Source organism: Geodermatophilus chilensis (assembly GCF_002802985.1).
Classification (GTDB): Bacteria; Actinomycetota; Actinomycetes; order Mycobacteriales; family Geodermatophilaceae; genus Geodermatophilus; species Geodermatophilus chilensis.
Window position 1 is genome coordinate 1 of record NZ_NVPT01000091.1, and the last position, 22,532, is coordinate 22,532.

General features: G+C 72.8%; 6 protein-coding genes and 2 pseudogenes. 7 read left to right on the plus strand and 1 reads right to left on the minus strand.

Going from position 1 to position 22,532, the window contains the following annotated elements:
- Positions 1 to 221: 221 nt before the first annotated feature.
- Positions 222 to 557 (minus strand): hypothetical protein, encoded by a 336-nt coding sequence (locus CNO22_RS27290; protein WP_157936963.1) that lies wholly within the window; start codon positions 555 to 557, stop codon positions 222 to 224.
- Between the two features lie 87 nt (positions 558 to 644).
- Here CNO22_RS27290 and CNO22_RS15960 point away from each other — a divergent pair, with 87 nt between their 5' ends.
- The 7 genes and pseudogenes from CNO22_RS15960 to CNO22_RS29125 form a co-directional block, all read left to right on the plus strand.
- Entirely contained in the window at positions 645 to 1,313 is a 669-nt protein-coding gene (locus CNO22_RS15960; RefSeq protein WP_157936964.1) for a DUF4839 domain-containing protein, read from the plus strand.
- A 105-nt stretch (positions 1,314 to 1,418) separates the two neighbouring features.
- Positions 1,419 to 2,222 (plus strand): transposase family protein, encoded by an 804-nt coding sequence (locus CNO22_RS15965; protein ID WP_100500302.1) that lies wholly within the window; start codon positions 1,419 to 1,421, stop codon positions 2,220 to 2,222.
- Between the two features lie 193 nt (positions 2,223 to 2,415).
- The gene (locus CNO22_RS15970; RefSeq protein WP_100500305.1) at positions 2,416 to 3,240 is read left to right on the plus strand and encodes a transposase family protein; all 825 of its coding nucleotides are present in this window, start codon (positions 2,416 to 2,418) and stop codon (positions 3,238 to 3,240) included.
- 45 nt (positions 3,241 to 3,285) lie between these two features.
- Positions 3,286 to 3,462 (plus strand): annotated as a pseudogene (locus CNO22_RS30150) (DUF4839 domain-containing protein); the annotation flags it as partial.
- Positions 3,463 to 4,463: 1,001 nt separating this feature from the next.
- Entirely contained in the window at positions 4,464 to 14,348 is a 9,885-nt protein-coding gene (locus CNO22_RS15975) for a Tc toxin subunit A-related protein (protein ID WP_198588375.1), read from the plus strand.
- A 136-nt stretch (positions 14,349 to 14,484) separates the two neighbouring features.
- A complete protein-coding gene (locus CNO22_RS15980) occupies positions 14,485 to 22,212 on the plus strand; it encodes a SpvB/TcaC N-terminal domain-containing protein (protein ID WP_198588376.1) in 7,728 nt (2,575 codons plus the stop codon).
- Between the two features lie 57 nt (positions 22,213 to 22,269).
- Positions 22,270 to 22,532: pseudogene (locus CNO22_RS29125) on the plus strand (transposase); the annotation flags it as partial.

Below are 22,532 nucleotides of genomic sequence, written 5' to 3' on the forward strand. Positions count from 1 at the left end.
CTCGTCCGCGGTCAGCCCGCCACCCTGGGGATACCTCATGGTGTGGGCATAGCGCAGGCCGCGCCGACTGTCAGCAGGGTCCGGCCGGCGGCCAACCGAACCCGTAACTCCTGCCGTTAATGATCTTTTAGTCGCAGTCATCGACGCCGATTAGGGACCGGCCTACGGCGCGCGCCGCGTAGGCGTCCCGTCCTGTCCCGTCCCTTATACATCCTCCCTGATCACCATTCTCGAGAGGTAAGCCCGCTAGGTTCGTCAACGACGGATGGAGCGAAGCGGAAATCCCGGTAGCTCTTCTGCGGGACAAGCCTGCGGCCGGATTGGGTCTTCTTCACGAGCTCGACGATCTGCGCGACGTCCTCTTCCCGCATGCCCAGCGATCGGCAGTGGGCAGCGACATCGCCCACGGGGACCCCAAGCCAGCGGCGGCGGACGTTCATGAGGTCAGCCTTGAGTTTGGCCACTTCGTTCCACTTGAGGTGGTTGTTGTACCCAGCCGCCATCTGCCCAAGGTAGGCGAGGATTTCGGGGATGCCGTTCGGCAGGTCATCGTTCACAGCCCCAACCATAGGATTCGGTCCCTCTGACCGGCTGCGGAGCTGCCGCCCAGCGGTCGCGCCGTCCGCCCAGTCGAGGTGTCCGCCGTGGTCGACGCGGTCAACCCGGTACCGGAGGCGCGTGCAGGGTGGAGAGAACTCCCACTGATGGCCCGCCTCATGATCCTCGAGACGGTGCTCCGGGACGAGACCGAGCATCGTCGCCGGACGACCACGGCCGGCCCGATCTCGCATGCAGACCGTGCCGACCTGGAACGACATCGCGGCCGCCGAGTACACCCCTGGGAGGAACCGAGGCGCCCCCCGGGCGGACGATATGATCCAGATATGACGAAGCAGACGCCGCCGTTGAAGAAATGGCAGATAGTTGCCCTGGGAGTCGCGGGCGTACTGATCGCCGTCATCGTGACCGTGGGAGCCATCAGCGAGAAGAACGCGCCGACGACCCCGATTGCCGCCACCGCGGAGGCCTCGGCGGAACCGGCAGCGTCCGAGCCTGAGCCCGAACCCGAGCCTGCGGAGCCCGAGTCTGATGAGGCCTTGACGGTAGAGAACAACGAGGATCTCGCCGCGCTCCTCGCCGCAGTAGAAGACTACGATCTGTTCAAAGAGTTCGCAGCCACGTATCAGGGCAGCACCATCGAGTTCGACGGAATCGTCGCCGCTATGAACCAGCATGGTGACTACAAGACGAGATATGACATCTTGATCTTTGCCGGGGACAATGAGGTTTTCTCACCAGCTTTGACAGCTTGATTGGCGTCGTCGCTGGTGGCGGCAGGGGTTCAGGAAGAGGGCGCGGGCTCTCGGGGTGAAGATCGACTCGCCAAAGACCGACCTCCTCTTCCCCGGGAGCCCGCTGTGTCTCATCGTGCCAGCCTTGACGTGTCGGCATCGGTGTTGAAGGCGGTGACCGGCTGGGTCGCCCGGCGCCGCCGCCGGCCGGGATCGCGGCCCGGCCAGCGGGCCGGGACGGTGCACACCCAGGTCGCCCTGGTGTTGCGCTGGCTGCGCCACCGCCTGGACCTACGCACCCTGGCCGCCGACGCGCAGCTGAGCATCGCCACCGCCTATCGGTACCTGCACGAGGCGCTCGACGTGCTCGCCGCGCACGCCCCCGACCTGTCCGATGTGCTGGCCCACGCCCGCGCCGGCGGGCAGCCGTTCCTGTGCCTGGACGGCACCCTGGTCCCGACCGACCGGGTGGCCGCCCGCGCTGAGGCCGGGCATCACCGGTGGTACTCAGGCAAGCACCACGCCTTCGGCGGCACCGTGCAGGTCCTCTGCGACTCCACCGGCTTCCCGCTGTGGGTCTCCGACGTCCGCCCCGGCTGCACCCACGACCTGACCGCGGCCCGCGAGCTGGTGCTGCCCATCCTGTACCCGCACGCCGCCCGCGGGCTGCCGGTGCTGGCCGACAAGGGCTACACCGGCGCCGGCGTCGGCATCCACGTACCGGTCAAGCACCACCCTGACGGGCCGCTGCACACCGACAACCGCTGCTACAACTCCCTGATCACCGCACTACGCGCACCAGCCGAACGCGGCAACGCCCTACTCGGCCGCTGGCGCGCGCTCGACCGGGTCACCCTCTGCCCGCAGCGCATCGGCGCCATTGCCGCAGCCGCATTGGTCCTGACCTCACTCGACCGCGGAAGTAGGTGAGAAAACCTCAATGCCGAATCGTCAGTGACTGAGCCTTTCCCAGTAGCGGGCGGCTGGTAGGTCGGACCGGACACGCCGACGAGCGCGAGGTGACGGGAGGAAGGGCAGGACCTCGGTAGGAGGGACGTCTTCTCACAGATCGTCTTCCCCATCCGAGGTCGTGGGCGTGTCCGATCCTGTCACCTACACCGCCGTGCTACCGGTCGCCGAGCAGACCGTGCAGTTCGTGTCGGGGCTGCTGGCCGCCGAGCGACGGCGTCGAGGCACCCGCGGCCGGCGCCGGGCGCCGGGCTGCTACCGGCAGGCGGTGCTGGTGCTGCGCTGGTTTCTCGACGGCACCCGGCTGGCGCAGTTGGCCGCCGACCACCGGATCGGCCGCTCCACGGCCTACCGGTATCTGCACGAGGGCATCGACGTCCTCGCCGCCGCCGCACCGGGGCTGCGCGGGGCGCTGCTGGCCGCCCGCGCCGCCGGCCATTCCCATGTGACGGTGGACGGCACGCTGATCCGCACCGATCGGTGTCGCGTCGCCGGGCCGACCGCCCGCGTCGATCGACCCGACCGCCGGGTGGATCTGTGGTGGTCGGGCAAGCACACCTGCCACGGCGGCAACGTGCAGGTCATCGCCGCCCCGGACGGCTGGCCGCTGTGGACCTCGGGCGTGCGGCCTGGCCGTGAGCACGACACCACCGCGCTGCGCGGCCACACCGAGGCGTTGCCGCTGCTGGCCGAGTGGACCGACGACACCCACGCCGTGCTGGCCGACCTGGGCTACGAGGGCGAACGCAGTGCGCTGACCACGCCGATCAAGAAGACCTCCAACGCGCTACTGACCGACGACCAGCGCACCGTCAACCTGCTGCACGCGGCCACCCGGGCCCCGGCCGAACGCGGCAACTCGCTGCTCAAGACCACCTTCAAGGCGCTGCGCCGGGTCAGCCTCTGCCCCTGGCGCGTCGGCGCGATCACCGCCGCCGCCCTTGTCCTCCTCCATCACGAGCACGGCCGGACGACATGATCACCAACCTGGCTCAGCCGTTACTGGGAATGGCTCACTGGGCCTAACTTTCAGTTCAATGACGTCAATATCGTTAATGACCTACACCTCACGGGGCCGAACATTCCAGACACTCTAGGCGTGGGACAGAAACTTCGAATCACTGCCAAAGTGGAGAGTTATTCCGGTGGACACGCAGACCTCCTCCTGCTCGATCCGGTTTCTACCGAAGTAAGGCAATGATTTCGGCCTGACGCATCGCTTCCGGGGCGTCGAAGAACTCCGACGGGCGCACTACTTCCCGAGGAGCTCACCGTGCGCCAGGTGCGGCTGGGGTCAGCAGGTGATCACTGCCCTTGTCGTAGCGCCGTTGCCGCCTCATGGGCTCGAGAACCATCGAACAGCGGCGGAGTCGCCGCGTCGAACCGGAGTGAGCCACCGGAGGCGAACGGCGTGACGCCAGAAGCGCTGACGGCGGCGCGTGCCGACTTCCTCACCACCGTCGACACGAACGAGCCCCACCGCGCCGGCGGCCACCGGGAGGCGCTCGGGTGCGTGCTTGCCGACCTCCACCCCGGCTGGTCGCTGACCTACGACTACGGCCCGCTGACCCTGGCCGCCGGAGCCAGAGCTGATCAAGCAGCCATTGGGCCTTGTCGAGTCATGCCTGCCTGTGCCGCACATGGATCCCGCCGAGCGATCTGCAATCCCGCCTCGGCTGCAGAGGGTCGCCACGGACCGTGCGTCTGGCCACACGCGGAAGCACCGGATACAAGGCGCCGGTGGTCCCCGGACAGTGGACTACGCCCAGGGGCAGGCCACGGCACCGCGAGGCTCCTGTGGAGCGTCGAGCGGGTGGGCATGCGTTTTGCGGCGTCGACAGGGCTCGCGGGCGACGCCGGGCTCTCCACGACTTTGTGCCGCACGTCCTCGACCTGGTGCGCCGGAGACCCGCGATGCCCGGCCGACCGCGGGGGAGCCGGGTGACGGTTCGGAGCCGCCTCGCGGCGACGGGACACGACCGCCCGTACGCCTGCGGGCCCACTCGCCCAGCGGCCGGCAGCGCATCTTGCCCCCCGTCTTCCACCGGGCCGATGATGACGGCGTTCGGCTCGACCGCTCGGGGCGCCCCTCGCGACGCGGGCGCCATCCTCCTCCGCTCCTCCCACCGCCCTCTTCCCGCCCGGTTGGTCCTGCTGGCGTCGCCCGGTGCCCGACGTTCGTCGACTGCTGAGGAGTGCCAGGTGGACCCCGTTCCCTTACTGGCCCTAGTCACCCTCGCGCTGGGTGCCACCGGCGATCTCGTGTCCAACCTGCACCAGTTGCTCCTCCGGTTCGGTGGAGTCGAGCTCCCCGACGACGAGCTCGGGGGTGGCGTCTACGGTCCGGGAACGCGACGGGCCGTCGAAGAACTTCAGGAACAGATGGGGCTTCAGCCGCCCGTACCGGGGGACGTGGACGCCGCGACCGCGGAGGCGCTGAACGAGCGCGCGTTCGAGGAGGAGATGTTCGCTGTGGTCGACGGGCACGTCGGCCGCAACGACGGCACCCCCGTCGCGGGCGCCACGGTCGAGGTCAGGGACGCCGCCAACGAGGGCGGCCTCACGTGCGCCACCACCACGACGGATGACGCCGGCCGCTACCGCGCCTTTTACGACCCCCGCTTCTATGCCCGGGAACGTCCCGGGGTGGTGGTCCCCACCGAGCGCGTGACCGTCGTAGTGCGGGCTCGGGACGCCGACGGCGCCGAGACGACGTCCGACCCGGTCGCCGAGCCGCAGCGCCGGCTGACCGTCGACCTGACGCTGCCGGGGGCGCCCGGGCGCCTGCTGCGGGTGCGGGGCATCGTCGTGGACGACCTCGCTGCACCGGTGGCGGGACTGCGGGTCGAGGCGCTGGACCGGGAGGTCGGCCCGTCGCGGCAGTCGCTCGGCAAGGCCGTCACGAACGAGGCCGGCGCCTTCGAGGTCGCGTACGACCCGGCGCTGTCCCGGCCCGCCGAAGGACCCGGTCGCCGGGGGGCGGCCGCAGACGTCCTCGTGGAGGTCCGCACAGCCGGGGACGAGGCGTTGGTCGTGCGATCCGTGGAGCGACTGGCGGTGCCAGGCGAGGGCGACGTCGGCGACCTGGGCATGGTCGACCCGCGCGTCCTGCTCCTCGGGATCCCGGCCCGGGACGACGAGCTGGTCCGCATCACGGTGCCGGCGGCCGAACCGGACGGGCCCTCGCTGTTCGAGCGGCTGCTGGAGCAGCTGGGCCCGCTGACGCGGGTCCTGCCGCTGGAGCGGTTCGACGAGGAGGCCACGCAGGACGTGAGCTTCGCCGCGCGCGAGCTGGACGTCCCCGTCGACCTTGTCGCGGATCTCGTGACGGCCCACGTCCTGGCCCTCGTGTCCTTCGAGGGCCGGTTCGCCCCGGCGGACCTGTTCGGGCTGATCCGGACGGTAGGCGTGCGCGACGTCCGGTCGCTGGCAACGCGCAGCCGCACCGAGCTCGCCGCCGGCCTGGTGCACGCCGTCGACGCGCGGGTGATCCCCCGCTCGGACGCCGATCCGGGCACGACGGCCGGCGCGATCCATGCCGCAGCGGTCCGGCTCGCGCTGGCCGGTGCCGACGCGGACGCGGGCGCCGTTGAGCGAGTGCTGAGCACGGTCGTCGCCGACCCGGCCCGGCGGGCGGACCTGGTCACGGCCAGTGTGGACTTCGACGGCGACGCCGACGCGTTCTGGAGCGGCGTCGAGCAGACCGATCCCGACCTCCCGGTCGCCGACATCCGCTTCCGACTCCAGTTGGCGGGAGTGGCGGACGGCGCCGTGGAGCTCGTCGAGGCGATCACGCAGGACCTGCCGGACGTCCACGACATGCGCCGGCTGGCCTTGGAGCTGGACGACGAGCGCCTCGGCCGCCTCGTCGAGGCGTCGGGTGCCCGGCCGGCCACGCAGCTCGACGCGGAAGCACCGGAGCAGGCACAGGCTCGACTGCGCCGCGACACGAGCCGGCTGCTTGCCGTGACGCAGCCGACATCGGTGGTCGCCCGGCGGGCTCGCGCCTGGTCGCACGGCGACGCCCCGGTCGTGCCCGTGACGGCGGCCCTGTTCCTGGAGCGCGCGGTCCGCGACACCGACTTCGACCTGGACACCGGGGACGTGGCCGCGCTCGCCGTCGAGCGTGCCGACGTGCTCTTCGACGAGGCGGCGAGCGCCGACGACCGCCGTCGGACGGTTGAGGCAGTCCAGCGGGTCCAACGCCTGTACCGGGTGAGCACGGATCCGGAGGTGATGCACGCGCTCGTCACGGTGGCGGCGCCCGCGGGCGGCCATCTCACCGGGGCGGCGGACATCGCGCGGTACAGCCGGTCGGCGTTCCTGGCCGGCTTCGGGCAGGAATCGGCCCGGGTGCGCGCCGGGCTCGAACAGGTCCACGACCGGTCCCGAGCGATGGTCGACACGCTCTCCACGTTGATGGTCGCGGCGCACCAGGACGTGTCTGACACGATGCCTCAAGCCGTCCGGGCTGCGGCTCCCGTGGACGGTGCCACGCCCGGGGGCGTCCCGGCCGGCGGCGCGGGGCAGCACGACGCGGGGATCGCGAGCTGGACCGACTTATTCGGCGGTGCCGAGCAGTGCGAGTGCGGCGAGTGCCGTTCCATCACCGGGCCCGCCGCCTACCTCGTGGACCTCTTCGAGTACCTGGACAAGCGCTGCAGGGCCGACGAGCGGGGCGTCACGCCGCTGGACCACCTGATCGGGCACCCGACCCGGACCGCGGCGAACGGTGACGACCACCCGATCGCGGGCCTGCGACCGGACCTGGCCCACATCAAGCTGACCTGCGCCAACGTCGAGACCACGGTCCCGACGATCGATCTGATCAACGAGATCCTCGAGAGCTCCGTCGCGTTCGGCCAGCCCACCCCCCTGCTCCTCGGTCCGGACGGCGAGCCGGTGCAGCCGGCCGTCCTGCGCCCCAACGAGCCGTCCCCCGGGGTCACGGGGCGCCAGCTCTCCGCGGCGCCGGAGCACGTGATCGAGCGAGCCTACCGGCTGCTGTCCCGGGCGGTCTATCCGATGGTGCTGCCGTACGACCGCCTGCTCACGACGGCACGCGTTCATCTCGCCCAGGTGGGCACGAGCCGAGCCGATCTGCTGGAGCTGTTCGGTCCCGGACCGTCGACCCTGCCGGTCGCTGCCGACCGCCTGGGACTGCTTGCCCGGGACGTGGAGATCCTGACCGGGCGGTCGCTGGACGGGGCACCGACGGCCGAACCCGTCCCGACCGAGGCGCTGTTCGGCTTCGAGGCGGGCGAGGCGGGATGGACCGACCGGCTTGCCGCGTCCCGGACGGCGCTGACCCGCTTGGGCGTCTCCTTCGGCGAGCTGGTCGAGCTGCTCCGCATGCGCGTCGTGGGCGGCATGGTGCCCGATGCGGAGGAGGGGGGCACCGCGTCCCACCTGCTCCTCGACGTCGACCAGCTCACGGTCCTGCGCTCCGCCGGCTACGTCGTGGAGGCCGGTTCGGCGATCGAGGAGGCCCTGGACCGCGGCGGCCTCACGGCGGACGACGTCCGCGGATTCGTCGACGGGTTCGGTGCAGCGCTCGGGGCGACCGTGGTGCTCGACCCCCCGCCGAGCTGCGACCCGGACGAGATCCGCCTGCGGCACCTGGACGGCACGGAGCTCGCCGAGGGGGAGTGGCTGCGCCTGCACCGCCTCGTGCGGCTGTCCCGCCGCACCGGCATCCCGCTGAGTGACCTGGACACGGCGCTGACCGCAGTCGGAGTCCCCAGCACCGCCGGCGCAGCCGACGACCTGGACGCGCCCACCCTCGTCCGGCTCGCCGTCCTGGCGCGGCTGCGGCAGACCGAGGAGGTCACCTGGGCGCAGGTCGCCGCCCTCGTGGGCGACATCCCCACGCACGGCCCCGACAACCTCTACGACGAGCTGTTCGTCCGCAGCGGGCTCGCGCGGACGCAGCCTGCCCTGCGCCGAGCTCCGGACGGCAGGGTGCTCGGGGACGGCATGCCGCTGACGGACGCGATGCCGGCCCTCGGGTCCGCGCTGGACGTCGACCTGGCCGAGCTGCGGGCGATCGCGGCGTCGTCGGGCCTGGGCGTGCTGTCCCTGCCCGCGGTCTCCCAGCTATTCCGGACCAGCGTGTTGGCCCGGCTGCTCGGCGTGACCCCGTCCGACTGCGCACTCCTCTGCACCCTCCTGCCCCCGGCGGCCCCGGTCGCCGGCGCCGCGTCCGACGTCGTCGACCTCCTGGCCCGCGCCCGCCGGCTCCTGGGTGCCGGGCTGACGCCGGACGTGCTGTCCCGGTTGACCGCGGTCACCGCCCCCGGTGCCGCACCGGCCCCGGCGACGGGGACGGAGCACGCCGGCGTGCTCGGGGCCCTTGCGGCCGCCGGGGCCGCCGCCGACGCCCGGGACCAGCGCGAGGCCGCGGAGGAGGCGGAGGCCGCCCGCACCGGCACCGGGCTCCCGCCCGCGACCGTCGCGTCCCGCGCCGACGCGCGCCGGGCGGACCGGCTGCGGGCCGCGAGCGACGTGGTCGCCGACGCGTTCTCCCTCGACGGCGACGTGGTCCGCGGGGTGCTCGCGGCCCGGCCGCAGACCCTGCTCCTGACCGACCTGGGTGACCTCGCCGTGCCCCAAGGACCCGACGGACCGGCCGGGGGGGTCGACCCGGCCCGTCGCGGCGAAGCGCTCGCGATCCTCGCTGGATTCGCCCGCCTCGCGACGGTCGCCGACGCCACCGGGGTCGCGTGGCGCCGGCTTCGGCCGGCGCTGACCACCAGCGGCCGCACGGCGGACTCGGCCGCGGCGACGTTGTTCGACGGGTCGGATGCTGCGGCCGCCGTCGCCGTCGTAGAGGACGTCGCGCGCTTCACCGCGCTGGCCGAGCAGACCTGTCGCCCGCAGGCGCTCGCCGACGCGGTGGTCGCTCTCGCCGCCGCCGCTGAGCCGGCGTGGCCACCCGCGGCCAGGGCGGCGGCAGCCGCCTGGGCGACGGCGCCGGTGGCGGAGGTCGAGTCCCTCCTCGCGCTCGGTCATCCCGCCCTGGACGGGGTGGAGGCGGCTCGGCACCCCCTGGTCGCGCTCGACCACCTCCGGACCTGCCTGCGGCACGCGGCCCGGCTCGGCCGGCCCGTCGCCGAGGTCCCGGCCCTGCTCGACGAGCCGATCGGCTCCGACGCGCTGGACGCCCTGGTGAAGGGCGTCGCTGCGGGCTACCCGGCGTCGAGCTGGCCGGAGGTCTCCCGCCAGTTGGCCGATCCCGTCCGAGAGCGCAGCCGGGACGCGCTGGTGGCCTACCTCGTGCATCGCGACGGCCTCACCGGGCCCGACCAGCTGTTCGACACCTGCCTGATCGACACCCGGATCAGCTCCTTCGCCCTGACCTCCCGGATCCGGCAGGCGATCTTCGCGGTACACACCTACGTCCAGCGCTGCCAGCTCGGGCTCGTCCGCGGCGTGCGTCCCGACCAGATCGACACCGCCGAGTGGGAGGGCATGGCGAGCCAGCCGGTGTGGACGGCGCGGCTGGAGGCGATGCTGCGTCCCGAGTGGCTGCTCGAGCCGTCCTGGCGGGACAACAAGACGAGGCTGTTCAAGGACGCCGAGAAGACGCTGCGGCAGTCGGACGTCACGCCCGGCAGCGTGCTCGAGGTGTACGACCGCTACCTGGCCGACCTCGGCGACATCGCGGCGCTCGAGGTCTGCGGGACGTTCCTGCAGACCGTGTTCACCGGGCAGGAGGAGGGCCGGTACCGGTCCGTGCTGCACGTCGTCGGTCGGACCCGCAGCAGCGTCCCCCGCCGGTACTTCTACCGCCGGCTCAACCAGCACGTGCACTACCGCGAGTGGACGGACTGGGAGCCCGTCCCGGTGGACATCCAGGGGGTAGAGCAGGACCGGACCGGGCTGCGCAACGAGAACCAGGCGGCCGAGCTGATCGAGCCCGGCGTCCAGGTGCTGCCGGTCGTGTGGCGCGACCAGGTGCACCTCTTCTGGCCGACGTTCGTACGCAAGGTCGAGGGCAAGGACGCCCCGCCGGCTGTCGACACGAGCCGGCCGACGATCACCGCGTCGTTCGCCCGGCCGTACTGGGAGATCAAGCTGTGCTGGACGCGGCGCGACACCACCGCCTGGTCTCCCAAGGAGCAGTCGACCGCGCTGGTCGAGACCTGGTGGAAGGACGCCGTCCGGATCGCCGGTCGGGGGACCTTCTACACCGGACCCAAGCTGCCGGACCCCAACGAGGTGGTCCTGCAGGCCCGCCTCGACCCGGACCGGCAGCTCGCGCTCGTGGTCGGTGAGCGCCAGCCGGACGGCTCCGTCGGGGCCCGGTGCGAGTTCTCCTTCGACCGTGCCGCCGGAGAGATGCGGGTCGGTCCGGTCCTCCGCGAGCTCTCCGGTGACCACCCGCCGTTCGCCGCAGCGACCCTGACCGGTTCCTACCTCGGACTGCGCGCCGAGGGTGGGGTGAGGGTCGTGCCGGCACCCGAGAAGCCCAGGGGCGACCTACTGTGCACGCCACTGGCCCCGCTGCGGGTGCTCACGCTCAACCAGGGCTACGGCGCCCCGCTGCAGGCCCCGTACTTCCTCGACCTCGGTGACGGCGCGTGCTTCGCCACCGCCGAGCCCTCGGCCAGCACCTTTGCCCGGCTCGTGGCCAAGCCGGACAGCTCCATGCTGACGGGCCCGCACCGCGTCGGGCAGTACCTGGAGCAAGCCGCCGCTGCCGCCATGACGACCGGACCGACCGTCTCCACGTGGACGACGTACCAGGCCGCCGCTGCGTCTGCCGCCGCGCTGCCGGTGCTGCAATCGTCCATCACCTCGAAGGCGGCCCAGACCATCGCCGCGGTCGGGCTCACCGCCGGTGTCGCCGACCAGGTGGCGGGGCCCGAGCTCGTCTACCTCCCCATCCACTTCCCTGAGTGGACGTGGGCCACTGTCCCGTCGGTGCACCTGACGGTGACCCCGTTCTCCCACCCGCTCGTGGACCGCTTCCGGGCCATCCTGCGACGCGAGGGGCTGCACGCGCTGCTGTCGCCGGCGACCCAGCGGCTGACCGTACCGACCGCCGACACGCTGGCCGCGAGGCTGCGACCGGAGCCGCAGCGCATGACCGTCCCCGCGGTGGAGGGGGTCGACTTCGCACCCGGGTCCCCGTTCGGCACCGAGAACGCGGAGCTGTTCTTCTTCCTGCCGGGGCTGATGACCGCCCTGCTGACGGAGAACAAGCAGTACTCCGCCGCGATGCGGATGCAGGCCGTCTTCTACGACCCGCTCGGCGGGGGGGCCACGCCCGAGGACGCCTGGACGTACCTGCCGCTGCGCGAGGCCAAGGCCGTCCGGCTCGACGAGCTGCTGTCGACCACGGCGCTGCCCCCGGGCGACCCTGCGCGGGTCGCCTTCGAGGCACAGATCGAGGCGATGCGGCTGTACCCGTTCCAGGCCCACCGGATCGCCCGGCTGCGCCCGCTGGCGTACAAGAAGTGGGCGGTGATCCAGGCGGTCAAGCTTCAGCTGGCGATCAGCCGCGACCACCACGCCCAGTTCCCGAACCCCGAGGCGTTCAACCGGGCGTTCCAACCCGCCCTGCTCGCGTCGGCCCTTCTCGGACCTCGGCCGCAGACCCTCCGTCCCCGGGTGTCGATGGCTCCCCGCAGCTACGCTGAGCTGCGGCCGGACTTGGACGGTCTGGGCAACGTGCTGCTCACCGCGGAGACCGCGCTGGGGCCGGTGGCGACCGCGGCGCTGGACCTCGCGGTCCCGCACGCCGGAGGGCCGGGTACCGGGCAGGCGGCCGAGCCCACCGCGGCGGCGGTGCAGCGGGCCGCGATGGGCTACTTCGGCATCCCCCCGGACCACAAGCTGCTGGCGCTGTGGGACGAGGTGGACGACCGGCTCTTCAAGCTCCGCAACAGCATGGACCTCAACGGGGTCCAGTCCCAGCTGCCGCTATTCCCGCCGCGCATCGACCCCGCCGTCCTCGCCGAGGCGATCGCCGGGGGGATGACGCTTGCTGGGGCGCTCGCCGCGCTCAGCGCACCACGGCCACCGCAGCGCTTCGAGCACGCGCATGCCGAGGCGGTCACCGACGCCGAGCGGCTCGTCACCCTGGGTGAGGCGCTCCTCGCGACCGCGGCCGGCCGCGACGAGCACGCTCTGGCCCGGCTGCGTTCGACTCACGACGTCGCCCTGGCCCGGCTCGTGCTGGACACGCGCCGCAAGCAGCTCGACGCCGCCCGGGGCGAGCTCACGGAGGTCCTCGGCCAGCGCCGCGGCTTGCTCGAGCAGTGGGAGCACTTCCGTGACCTGCTGGGACTGCCGGACATGCCCGCGCCGAGCCTAAGCCCGTACGCCCCGGGGACGACGCACCCATCCCGCCCGCTCAACCTCGTGCCATCCGAGAAGGTGTCCTTCGAGGACCTCCGGGTCATCCCCGGCCTGGCGATCGGGCTCCTGAACTCGGCTCCGCCGACCCGGGTGGCCGGCGCCGTCGCCGGTGCGGTCGACGCCGGTGCCGCGGGGATGACCATGGCGCCGGGCATGATCCTGGCCGAGGAAGAGCAGGAGTTGCAGGAGAGCTTCGCGGCCGTGCGGCTGAGTTTCGACGCGGCCTTGCTCGACACCCTGGCGGGCGTCGTCGGCCTCATCCCCAATTTCGAGGGCGCGGTCAAGCCGTTCGGCGCCGGCGCGGCGGTCCACTTCGGCGGCCAGGCGCTTGCGGCGGTGGCACGCGCGGCGGCCGGGAACAAGAACACCGCGGCCGGGATGCACCGTTTCCTCGCGCAGGTGTACGCCAAGCAGGCGAACGTCGTGCTGCGGGAGCGGGAGTGGGTGGCCGGGCTGAACCGCGCCGCCGCAGCCGTGCGGGAGGTCGACCAGCGGGCGCTCACCATGAACCTCAACATCGCCTACCGGCAGGCGGAGCTGGACGCGCAGGTCGCCTCTGTGACGCACGCGGAGCAGATCGAGACGTTCCTGCGCGACAGCTTCACCCGGACCGAGATCTACGCCTGGAAGGTGGACCGGCTGCGCGAGCTGTTCCGCCGAGCGTGCGACGTGGCATTCGAGAGCGCGCTGGCCGCCGACGCGAGCTTCCGTGCGCAGCGCGAGCCGGGTAACCCGCACTCCTTCGTCACGGTCCAGCCCCCGCGCGACGCGCGCGAGGAGCTCATGACCGGTCATGCGCTGCTGACCTGCCTGCAGGAGATGAGGCGCACCTTCCACGCCACCGAACCCGCCGGTCCGCACGTCGTGCGACAGTTCTCGCTGCGGGACGTCGACCCGTGGGCGCTGTACTACCTACGCGAGGAGGGCAAGGCGACGTTCAGCCTGCCCGAGGTGGTCTTCGACATCGACCATCCCGGCCACTACGACCGCCGCATCCGCAGGGTCCGTGTGTCGGTCCTGTGCACGACCGGGCCGACGGTGGGGGTGACCGGGACGCTCACCCTGACCGGCAGCCGCCGGCGCCGTGGGCCGGTGGCCGCCGGCGCCCCGGAGGAGGACACCGCCGGGCCGGAGTCGATCGCGCTGAGCACCGGCCGCGACGACGCGGGGTACTTCGGGGACGCGGACGAGCCGCACCTGTTCCGCCCGTTCGAGGGACGCGGCGCCGTCTCCGACTGGCAACTGACCCTGCCGGCCGAGTTCCGCAAGATGAACTACCGCGAGATCGCGAACGTCGTCATGACCGTGGAGTACAAGGCCAAGGACGCGGGTCTGCCCTTCGCGCAGGCGCGGACCGCGTTGATCAGGCAGGCGCTGAACGCCCTCACCCGTCCCGGTGGGGCGGGACCCGACGCGGGCCCGTACCGGCTGGTCAGCCTGCGGCACGACTGCCCGGACGCCTGGGCAGCGTTTCGCGCCGGGCAGCCGCTGGACGTGGCGGTCGTTCCGGAGATGCTGCCGTACTTCCTGAGGGACCGGTCCATGCCCACGCTCGAGGACGCCGTCGCGTTTCCGCTCCCGACGGCGCGGCCGGCCGGGGACCCGGTGGTGCTGGCTACGGGCGGGGCGGGGCCGTGGTCGCTGGCGCTTCCGGACCCCGACGCGCTGGGCGACCCAGCCCGGACCGACGACGTCGCCCTCCTGCTCCACTTCGCGTTGTAGCCCGCCGATGCCTTCGTCACCCGCGCCCGATGCGGCGGACACGGCCGGCCCACCGGCCGCCGCCGGAGTGGCCGCGCGGTCCACAGTGGCGGCCCCGCAGATCTCGCTGCCCAAGGGCGGCGGTGCCATTCGGGGGATGGGCGAAAAGCTGGCGATCAACCCCGTCACGGGGACCGGGTCGGTGACCGTCCCGATCGCCGTCAGCCCTGGGCGGGACGGGTTCGGGCCGACCCTAACGATGGGCTACGACTCGGCCGCCGGGAACGGCCCGTTCGGGCTCGGGTGGACGCTCGACGTCCCGCGGGTGCAGGTCAGCACTGACAAGCGGCTCCCGCTCTACCATCCCGCGGCGCCGGACGGGGACGACGCGGACGTGTACGTGCTGTCCGGCTCGGAGGACCTGGTCCCGGTCCTCGCCGCGGACGGCCGCCGCCTGGTGACCACGACCGCGGACGGCCGGCACACGATCCACCGCTACCGGCCCCGGGTCGAGGACGCCTACGCGCGCATCGAGCGGTGGACGGCGACCGACGGCGGCGACGTGCACTGGCGGTCCTGGTCCGGCCAGAACGTGCTCACCGTCTACGGCCGGGACTCCGACTCCCGGATCGCCGACCCCGCGGATCCCACCCGGGTGTTCGCCTGGCTCGCCTGCGAGACCCGCGACCGCCGCGGCAACGCCGTCGTCTATGGCTACAAGCCCGAGGACGGCGCAGGGGCACCCGCCCCCGCGGCGCACCAGACGAACCGCGGCGCGCCGGACGACGCCCGCCGGGGTGCCCAGCGCTACCTCAAGCGCATCCACTACGGCAACCGACTGCCGCTGCTCACCGCGGACGGCGCCCGTCCGCAAGACCTGACAGCCGAGCAGGTCAACGGCGCCGGGTGGATGTTCGAGGTCGTCCTGGACTACGGCGAGCACGATCCCGCGGCGCCGACGCCGCGCGAGGTCGCCGCCTGGCCGCACCGCCTGGACGCGTTCTCCTCGTACCGGTCCGGGTTCGAGATCCGCACCGCGCGCCTGTGCCGGCGGTTCCTCGTCTTCCACCACTTCCCCGACGAGGACGGGGTCGGGGCGGACTGCCTGGTGCGGTCGACGACCCTCGCCTACACGCCCGGGGCCGACCCGCGCGCGGTCCCCCCGTCCGAGCCGCCGCCGAGCACACCCGCCGGTCCCGGGTATGCCTGCCTGCGCTCGGTGACAACGGCCGGTCACGTGCGGCGTGGGGCCGGGTACCTGCGTCGGCCGATGCCGCCGCTCGAGTTCGACTACTCACCGGCCGTGCTCGACCCGACCGTGCGTGCGCTCGACGGCGGTGAGCTGCCCGACCTGCCCCCGGGCCCGGACGGTGACCGGCTGTGGTGGACGGACCTGCACGGGGAGGGCCTGACCGGCGTCCTGGTCGAGGCGGGCGGTGAGTGGTACTACAGCCGCAACCTCACCCCGGCCGCCGACGGCACCGTACGGTTCGCGCCCAGCGAGCTCGTCGCGAGCCGCCCGAACGTCCTCCTGGCGGAGGGAGGTGTCCACCTGATCGACCTCGCGGGCGACGGCCGCCTGGACGTGGCCGTCCTCGACGGGTCCGTCACCGGTTTCTTCGAGCACGACGACTCCGAGGGGTGGTCGCCGTTCCGGCACTTCACCGCGTTCCCGAATCGCGCGGTCGACGCGCCCGACGCACGCCTCGTGGACCTCGACGGCGATGGGCGACCAGAGTTGGTGGTCATCGAGGACGAGGGGATGACCTGGTACCCGTCGCTCGGCGAAGCGGGGTACGCCGACCCCCAGCGCACCGCGATGGCCCTGGACGAGGAGCGCGGCCCACGGCTGGTGTTCTCGGACGGGGCCGAGTCGGGTTATCTCGCGGACATGAGCGGCGACGGTCTCGTCGACCTGGTCCGCATCACCGGGGGCGGGGAGATCTGCTACTGGCCCAACCTGGGGCACGGCCGCTTCGGTCGCAAGGTGAGCATGGACGACGCACCCCGGCTCAGCGACCACGGCACCCTGGACCCGGGCCGGCTCCTCCTCGCCGACGTGGACGGCACCGGCACCACCGACCTCATCCACCTGGGTCCTGACGGCGCACGCGTTCACTTCAACCTCTCCGGGAACGGCTGGAGCACCGAACCGACAGTGCTGGAGTCGTTCCCGGTCGTGGACGACGCCGTCTCCGTGGTGACCGCCGACCTCAGGGCGGACGGCACCGCGTGCTTGGTGTGGTCGTCGTCCCAGCCGTCCGCGGTGCACCGGCCGACGCGCTACGTCGCCCTTATGGGCGCCGGCAAGCCGCATCTCCTCACCCGCATGGTCAACAACCTCGGGGCCGAGACCACGGTGACGTACGCACCGTCGACCGCCTTCTACGTGCGCGACGAGCTCGCGGGGACCCCCTGGGTCACCCGAATCCCGTTCCCCGTGCACGTCGTCGCGGCAGTGGAGAGCTACGACACCGTCAGCCGCAACCGGTTCACCACCACCTACGACTACCACCACGGCTACTACGACGCCGACCAACGCGAGTTCCGGGGGTTCGGCCGGGTGGACCGGCGCGACACCGCGGCCGCAGACGACGCCGACGAGGATCGGGGCGGAGGGCCGGGCGGCGGGACGGGTGTCGCCGGCGGCGACCCGGCGACCCGCGTGCCGCCCGTCCTGACCAGGACCTGGTACCACACCGGCGCAGACCTCCCGGCTCCGGGGCTGGCCGGCCGGTACGCCCGGGAGTACTTCGGCGCGCCCCCGGCCGCCCCGGTCGGAGCGGGCGCGGCCGCCGAGGAAGCCGCGGCGGCGAAGCTGCGTTCATGGGCGGGGCGTGAGCTGCTGCCGCACGCCGTGCAGCTCGTCGACGGGGAGCTCGCCGACGGCGCGGTGCCGGACGGCGGCGGGCTCGGGAACGGCGCGGCGGCAGCGGGTCTGACGGTCCCGGAGGCGAGGCAGGCCGCCCGGGCGCTGCGGGGTGCCGTCCTGCGCGAGGAGGTGTACGGGCGGGACGGGACCTCCCGGCAGGACGTGCCCTACTCGGTGCACGACCGCAGCTACACGATCCGTCGCCTGCAGCGGCGAGCTCACCAGCGCGACGCCGTGTTCGACGTCCACCACCGCGAGGACCTCACCCACGTCTACGAGCGCGACCCGGGGGACCCGCGCCGGGAGCACCGCATCACCCTGGAGGTCGATGCGGTGGGCAACGTCCTGAGATCGGTCGCGGTCGCGTACGGGCGCCACGCGTCGTCCCCGGCGGTCGAGGGGGACCGTCGGGTGCAGCGGACGACGCTGGTCACCCTCACCCAGGCAGCCACGGCGACGCTCGCGTCCGACCGCTTCCCGGACGACCACCTGGTCCCGCGGCCGGTCGAGCAGCGCACGTTCGAGGTGACCGGGTTCGTGCCCGCCGGCGGGGCCGGGGACGCGAGCACACGGTTCACCGTCGGCGACTGGACCGATCCGGGCGGCACCGAGTTCACCTGGCTCGATGGGACGCTGATCACGTCGGTCGACGGCCCGGACGGCCCCGGAGGACCGGACGGACCCGGCACCCCGCGCCGGCGGCTCCTCGAGCACACCCGGACGCTCTTCCGCCGTGACGACCTCTCCGGGCCACTGCCGTCCGGAGCTCTCGAGCCCCTCGCCCTGCCGTTCGAGAGCTACCGGCTGGCGTTCACCCGCGAGCTCCTCGACAGCGTCTACGCGGGACGGGTGCCGGACGAGGTCCTCACGCACGAGGGCGGGTACACCACGGACGCCGGCGCACCGGGGTGGTGGCTTCCGTCCGGCCGCGCCTTCTGCTCGCCGGGGACGTCCGACAGCCCGGCCGACGAGCTGGCGCACGCCCGCCGTCACTTCTTCCTCGCCCATCGCTTCTGGGACCCGTTCCACACACCCGCCCGCAGCACCGAGACCGTGGTGACCTACGACGCCCACGACCTGCTGATCACTGCGACTCGGGACGCCGTCGGAAACGAGGCCCGCGCCGTGCACGACTACCGCGTGCTGCGGCCGCGGCTGCTCACCGACGCCAACGGCAACCGGACGGCCGTGGCGTTCGACGCGCTGGGGCTCGTGACCGGCACGGCGGTCATGGGTCGACCGGCTCCGGCGCCGGTCGAGGGGGACTCGCTCGACGGTTTCGAGCCGGACCCCGGGGAGCAGGCGCTCCGCGACTACCTCGCCGACCCCACCGCGCGCGCGGCGCACCTGCTCGGGACGGCCAGCACCCGGGTCGCCCACGACCTGCTCGCGTACTTCGACTCCCGCGACCGCGAGCGTCCCCAGCCGGCCGTCGTGGTGACCCTCGCCCGCGAGACCCATGCCGCCGAGCCGGCGCCCTCGGACGGGCTGCGGATCCAGCACGCCCTCGCCTGGTCCGACGGGTTCGGCCGTGAGGTGCAGCACAAGGTGCTCGCCGAGCCCGGCACGGTGCCGCTCCGTGCTCCCGACGGGACGGTCCTGGTCGACGCCGACGGCCGACCGCAGATGACCACCCAGGACATGGCGACGCGCTGGGCCTGCACCGGCTGGACGGTGTTCGACGACAAGGGCCGGCCCGTGCGTCAGTACGAGCCGTTCTTCACCGATCGGACCGACCTCGAGCCGGACGTCCGGGTCGGGGTCAGCCGGGTGCTCGTCCACGATCCCCTCGGCCGCGTCGTCGCGACCTTGTACCCCGATCACACTTACGACAAGGTCGTCGTCGAAGCGTGGAGCCGGACCACGTCCGACCGCAACGACACGGTGCTCGGGGCCGACGGCGCGGAGGGTGATCCGCTGACGGACCCGGACGTCGCCGCCCACGTGGCCCGTCACCTCGCGGACCGTCCGGCCGGCTGGCGCACGTGGCACGCGGACCACGTCGCACGCCCCGCCGGCGACCCGGAGCACCAGGCGGCCGTGAAGGCCGCCGCTCATGCGGGGACGCCCACCACCGAGCACCACGACCCCCGCGGCCGTCCGTTCGTGACGGTCGCGCACGACGGGTTCCACCCGGTGACGTCCGAGCCCCTGCTGACCGCCACCCGGGCGTGGCGGGACGCGGCGGGCCACGTGCGCGTCGTCCGGGACGCCGACACCCGCGGCAGCGACGAACTGGGGCGTGTCGTGGCCCGGTACGGGTACGACCTGCTGGGTCGTCGGGTGTGGCAGGTGACGCTCGACGAGGGCGAACGGTGGGTCCTGCCGGACGCCGCAGGCCATCCGATACGCGCCGGCGACAGCCGGGCGGTGCACCGGACCACCTACGACGCGGTGCGACGCCCGACGGAGGTCCATGTCACGGTCGCCGGCGTCGAGCGCCTGGCCGAGCGGACGACGTACGGCGAGGCGCTGGGTGCGGCGCTGAACCACCGGGGCCGGGTCCACCAGGTGTTCGACGCCGCGGGCGTCCGCACGAACGAGGCCTACGACTTCAAGGGCAACCTGCTCGCCGACCGGCGCGAGCTGCTCGCGGACGAGCGTGCCGAGGTCGACTGGCAGACCGGGTCCCCGGTGACCGGCGGCACCTTCACGTCCGGCGCCACGTTTGACGCGATGAACCGGCCCCGCAGCCTCACCGCCCCGGACGGCACCGTGACCAGGCCACGGTGGAATGCCGCCAACGTCCTCGGGAGCCTGGCCGTCCGGGTGGCCGGTGCGGCGGCCGACGCCGTCTTCGTTGCGGGCGTCGACTACGACGCCCGCGGTCGGCGCACCGAGATCCGCCTCGGCAACGGCGCCCGGACCCGCTATGAGTACGACCCGCTGACGTCCCGCCTCCGGCGCCTGACGACGACGCGGCCGGGTCACGGCGACGAGCTGGCGCCGATCTTCGCCACGGCGACCGTCGTCCAGGACCTGCGCCTCACCTACGACCCGGTCGGCAACGTGACGCAAGTCGAGGACGCGGCGGCGGTCACGGTGTTCCACGCGGGAGCCCAGGTTCGTCCCGTGAGCGAGTACACGTACGACGCCCGCTACCGGCTCGTGGCGAGCAGCGGCCGCGAGCACATCGGGCAGACCGCGCTGCACCCCGGGCCGCCGCCGGGCTCCCCGCGGGACGCCCCGTTCCTCGGGCGGGCTGCGCACCCCCACGACCTCAGTGCACTGCGCCGCTACACCGAGGACTACGCCTACGACCTCGGCGGCAACCTCGAGCGCCTGCGCCACACCGCCGTCGACGGCACCTGGACCCGGCACTTCCGCTACACCGAGGCGAGCAGGGTCGAGCCGGGGGTCCACGGCAACCGCCTGTCCGCGACCGGCCTCGGCGACGACTTCCACCACGCCCAGACGTTCACCTACACCGATACCTCCGGCCTGGACGCGAACGGCTCGATGACGTCGCTGGGCAGCACGACCCTCGACTGGGACGCCCGGAACCGGCTGCGTCGGGCCACGCTCGTCGGCGGCGACACGGTGACCTACGTTGACGACGCCTCCGGCCGGCGCCGGCGCGTCGTCCGCCGCGCCGCGAGCGGGACGCTGCGGGAGGAGCGGGTTCACCTCGACGGTCTCGAGATCCACCGCCGCTACGACGCGACCGGCGCGGTCGCGTCGGAGCGGCGGATCCTGCACGTGATGGACGACCGGCACCGGCTTGCGCTCGTCGACCTGCCGGAGCCCGGCTCACCCTCGCCACCCGCGATCCGTTACCAGCTCGGCGACCACCTGGACTCGGCCACTGTTGAGCTCGACGGCGCCGGGCGCCTGGTGTCCTACGAGGAGTACCACCCCTTCGGCACCACGTCGTTCCAGGCCGCCGGTGCCGCAGAGACGAGCCTCAAGCGGTACCGGTTCACCGGCAAGGAGCGCGACGAGGGGACCGGCCTGGCGCATCACGGGGCCCGGTACTACGCCCCGTGGCTGGCCCGGTGGACCAGCTGCGACCCCGCAGGCCTGGCCGACGGGCTCAACGCCTACGTATACGCCCGGTCTCGGCCCACGACGGGCACCGACGCGACCGGCCGGGAGACCGTGACCATCCCCGAGGTCACCGTCGAGGGCCGCCGGCCCGACCAAGTGGCTGCCGACATCCAGGCGCGCACGGGGGTGCGGGCCTACACCTTGGCGAAGGCCCTGGGCATCAAGCCCGGCGGGACGGCGACCTGGGTCAGCGACGTCGAGGAGCGCATCGACGCCTTCGCCGAGGCGCAGGAGCAGGCGCGGGCCCCCGCTGCGGGCGACGACTACGCGGGGCCGTCGATCGGGATGGACACGCACAGCGCCGACGAGATGCGCAGCCAACGCCAGGCGCGAGACCGCGAGGAGTACCTCCGGGAGCACCCGAACCTCCGCTCCGTGGTCATGGCCGACGCCCAGCGGGTCTCGCGAGCGACCGGCCCGGCTGGCGACTCGATCTCGGGTGCCGCGGCGGGGGCGTACATGCTGGCCGGGCAGGACCCGGCCACCGCGACGCAGAAGGGCCGGCTGGTGGGCGCCATCGCAGGGCTGCTGCCGGGCGGCCGGGGACAGGCAAGCCAGCAGCTGACCGCCGTGCACGACGCCGGCCAGGCGTGGTCGTCGTGGGCGAGGGCCGAGACTCAGAGCGGTGCTCCGGTCGCGCCATCGGCGGCGACGACGTCCGCCACGGCGCCCACGCTGACCTATTCCCAAGGGTTCTCGCTGAGCAACGACCTCGCGCGGGCCGGCTACACCGGCGTCTTCGGCAAATACCCAGGCAACGTCGAGTACGTCGAGGCGCACCCCGACACCTTCACCATCGACCGGCCCTGGGGGTGGACGCCCATGTACAACGCCGGCGGGGTCCAGGGTGCGTTGCAGGCGAACGGCCGCTTCGTCTTCACCTCCCGGACGTTCACCGGGACGTTCCGTCTCGAGGCGGAGCAGGTGTTCCGGGCCGGCGTCCAGCCCGAGTACGACCTGCGCTAGGAGCCTGCTGAAGAAGGTCTCTGGGACTGGGCCTGAATCGGCGGGACGATGAGGGTCGTGCAGGGCACTTCCCACCCTGAGCATGTGCTGATGGATGCCGAGTCGGTGTCGGGTCGTCTGTTGCCGCCGGGCAGCGTGTACGCGTTTCTGGCCGAGCATCGCCGAGAGCTTTTCCGGACGCGCTGTTCGCCGATCTGTTCCCCTCGCCGCTGGGCCGCCCGAGCGTGCCGGCCGACATCGTCGCGGCGGTGCTGGTGCTGCAGGCGCTGGAGGGCCGCTCGGATCGGGAGGCGGTCGAGGCGCTGACGTTCGATCTGCGG

Excerpts from the sequence above, each read along its gene's own strand:
- CNO22_RS15980 (WP_198588376.1), top strand. The coding sequence starts at position 14,485 with ATGGGCGAAAAGCTGGCGATCAACCCCGTCACGGGGACCGGGTCGGTG.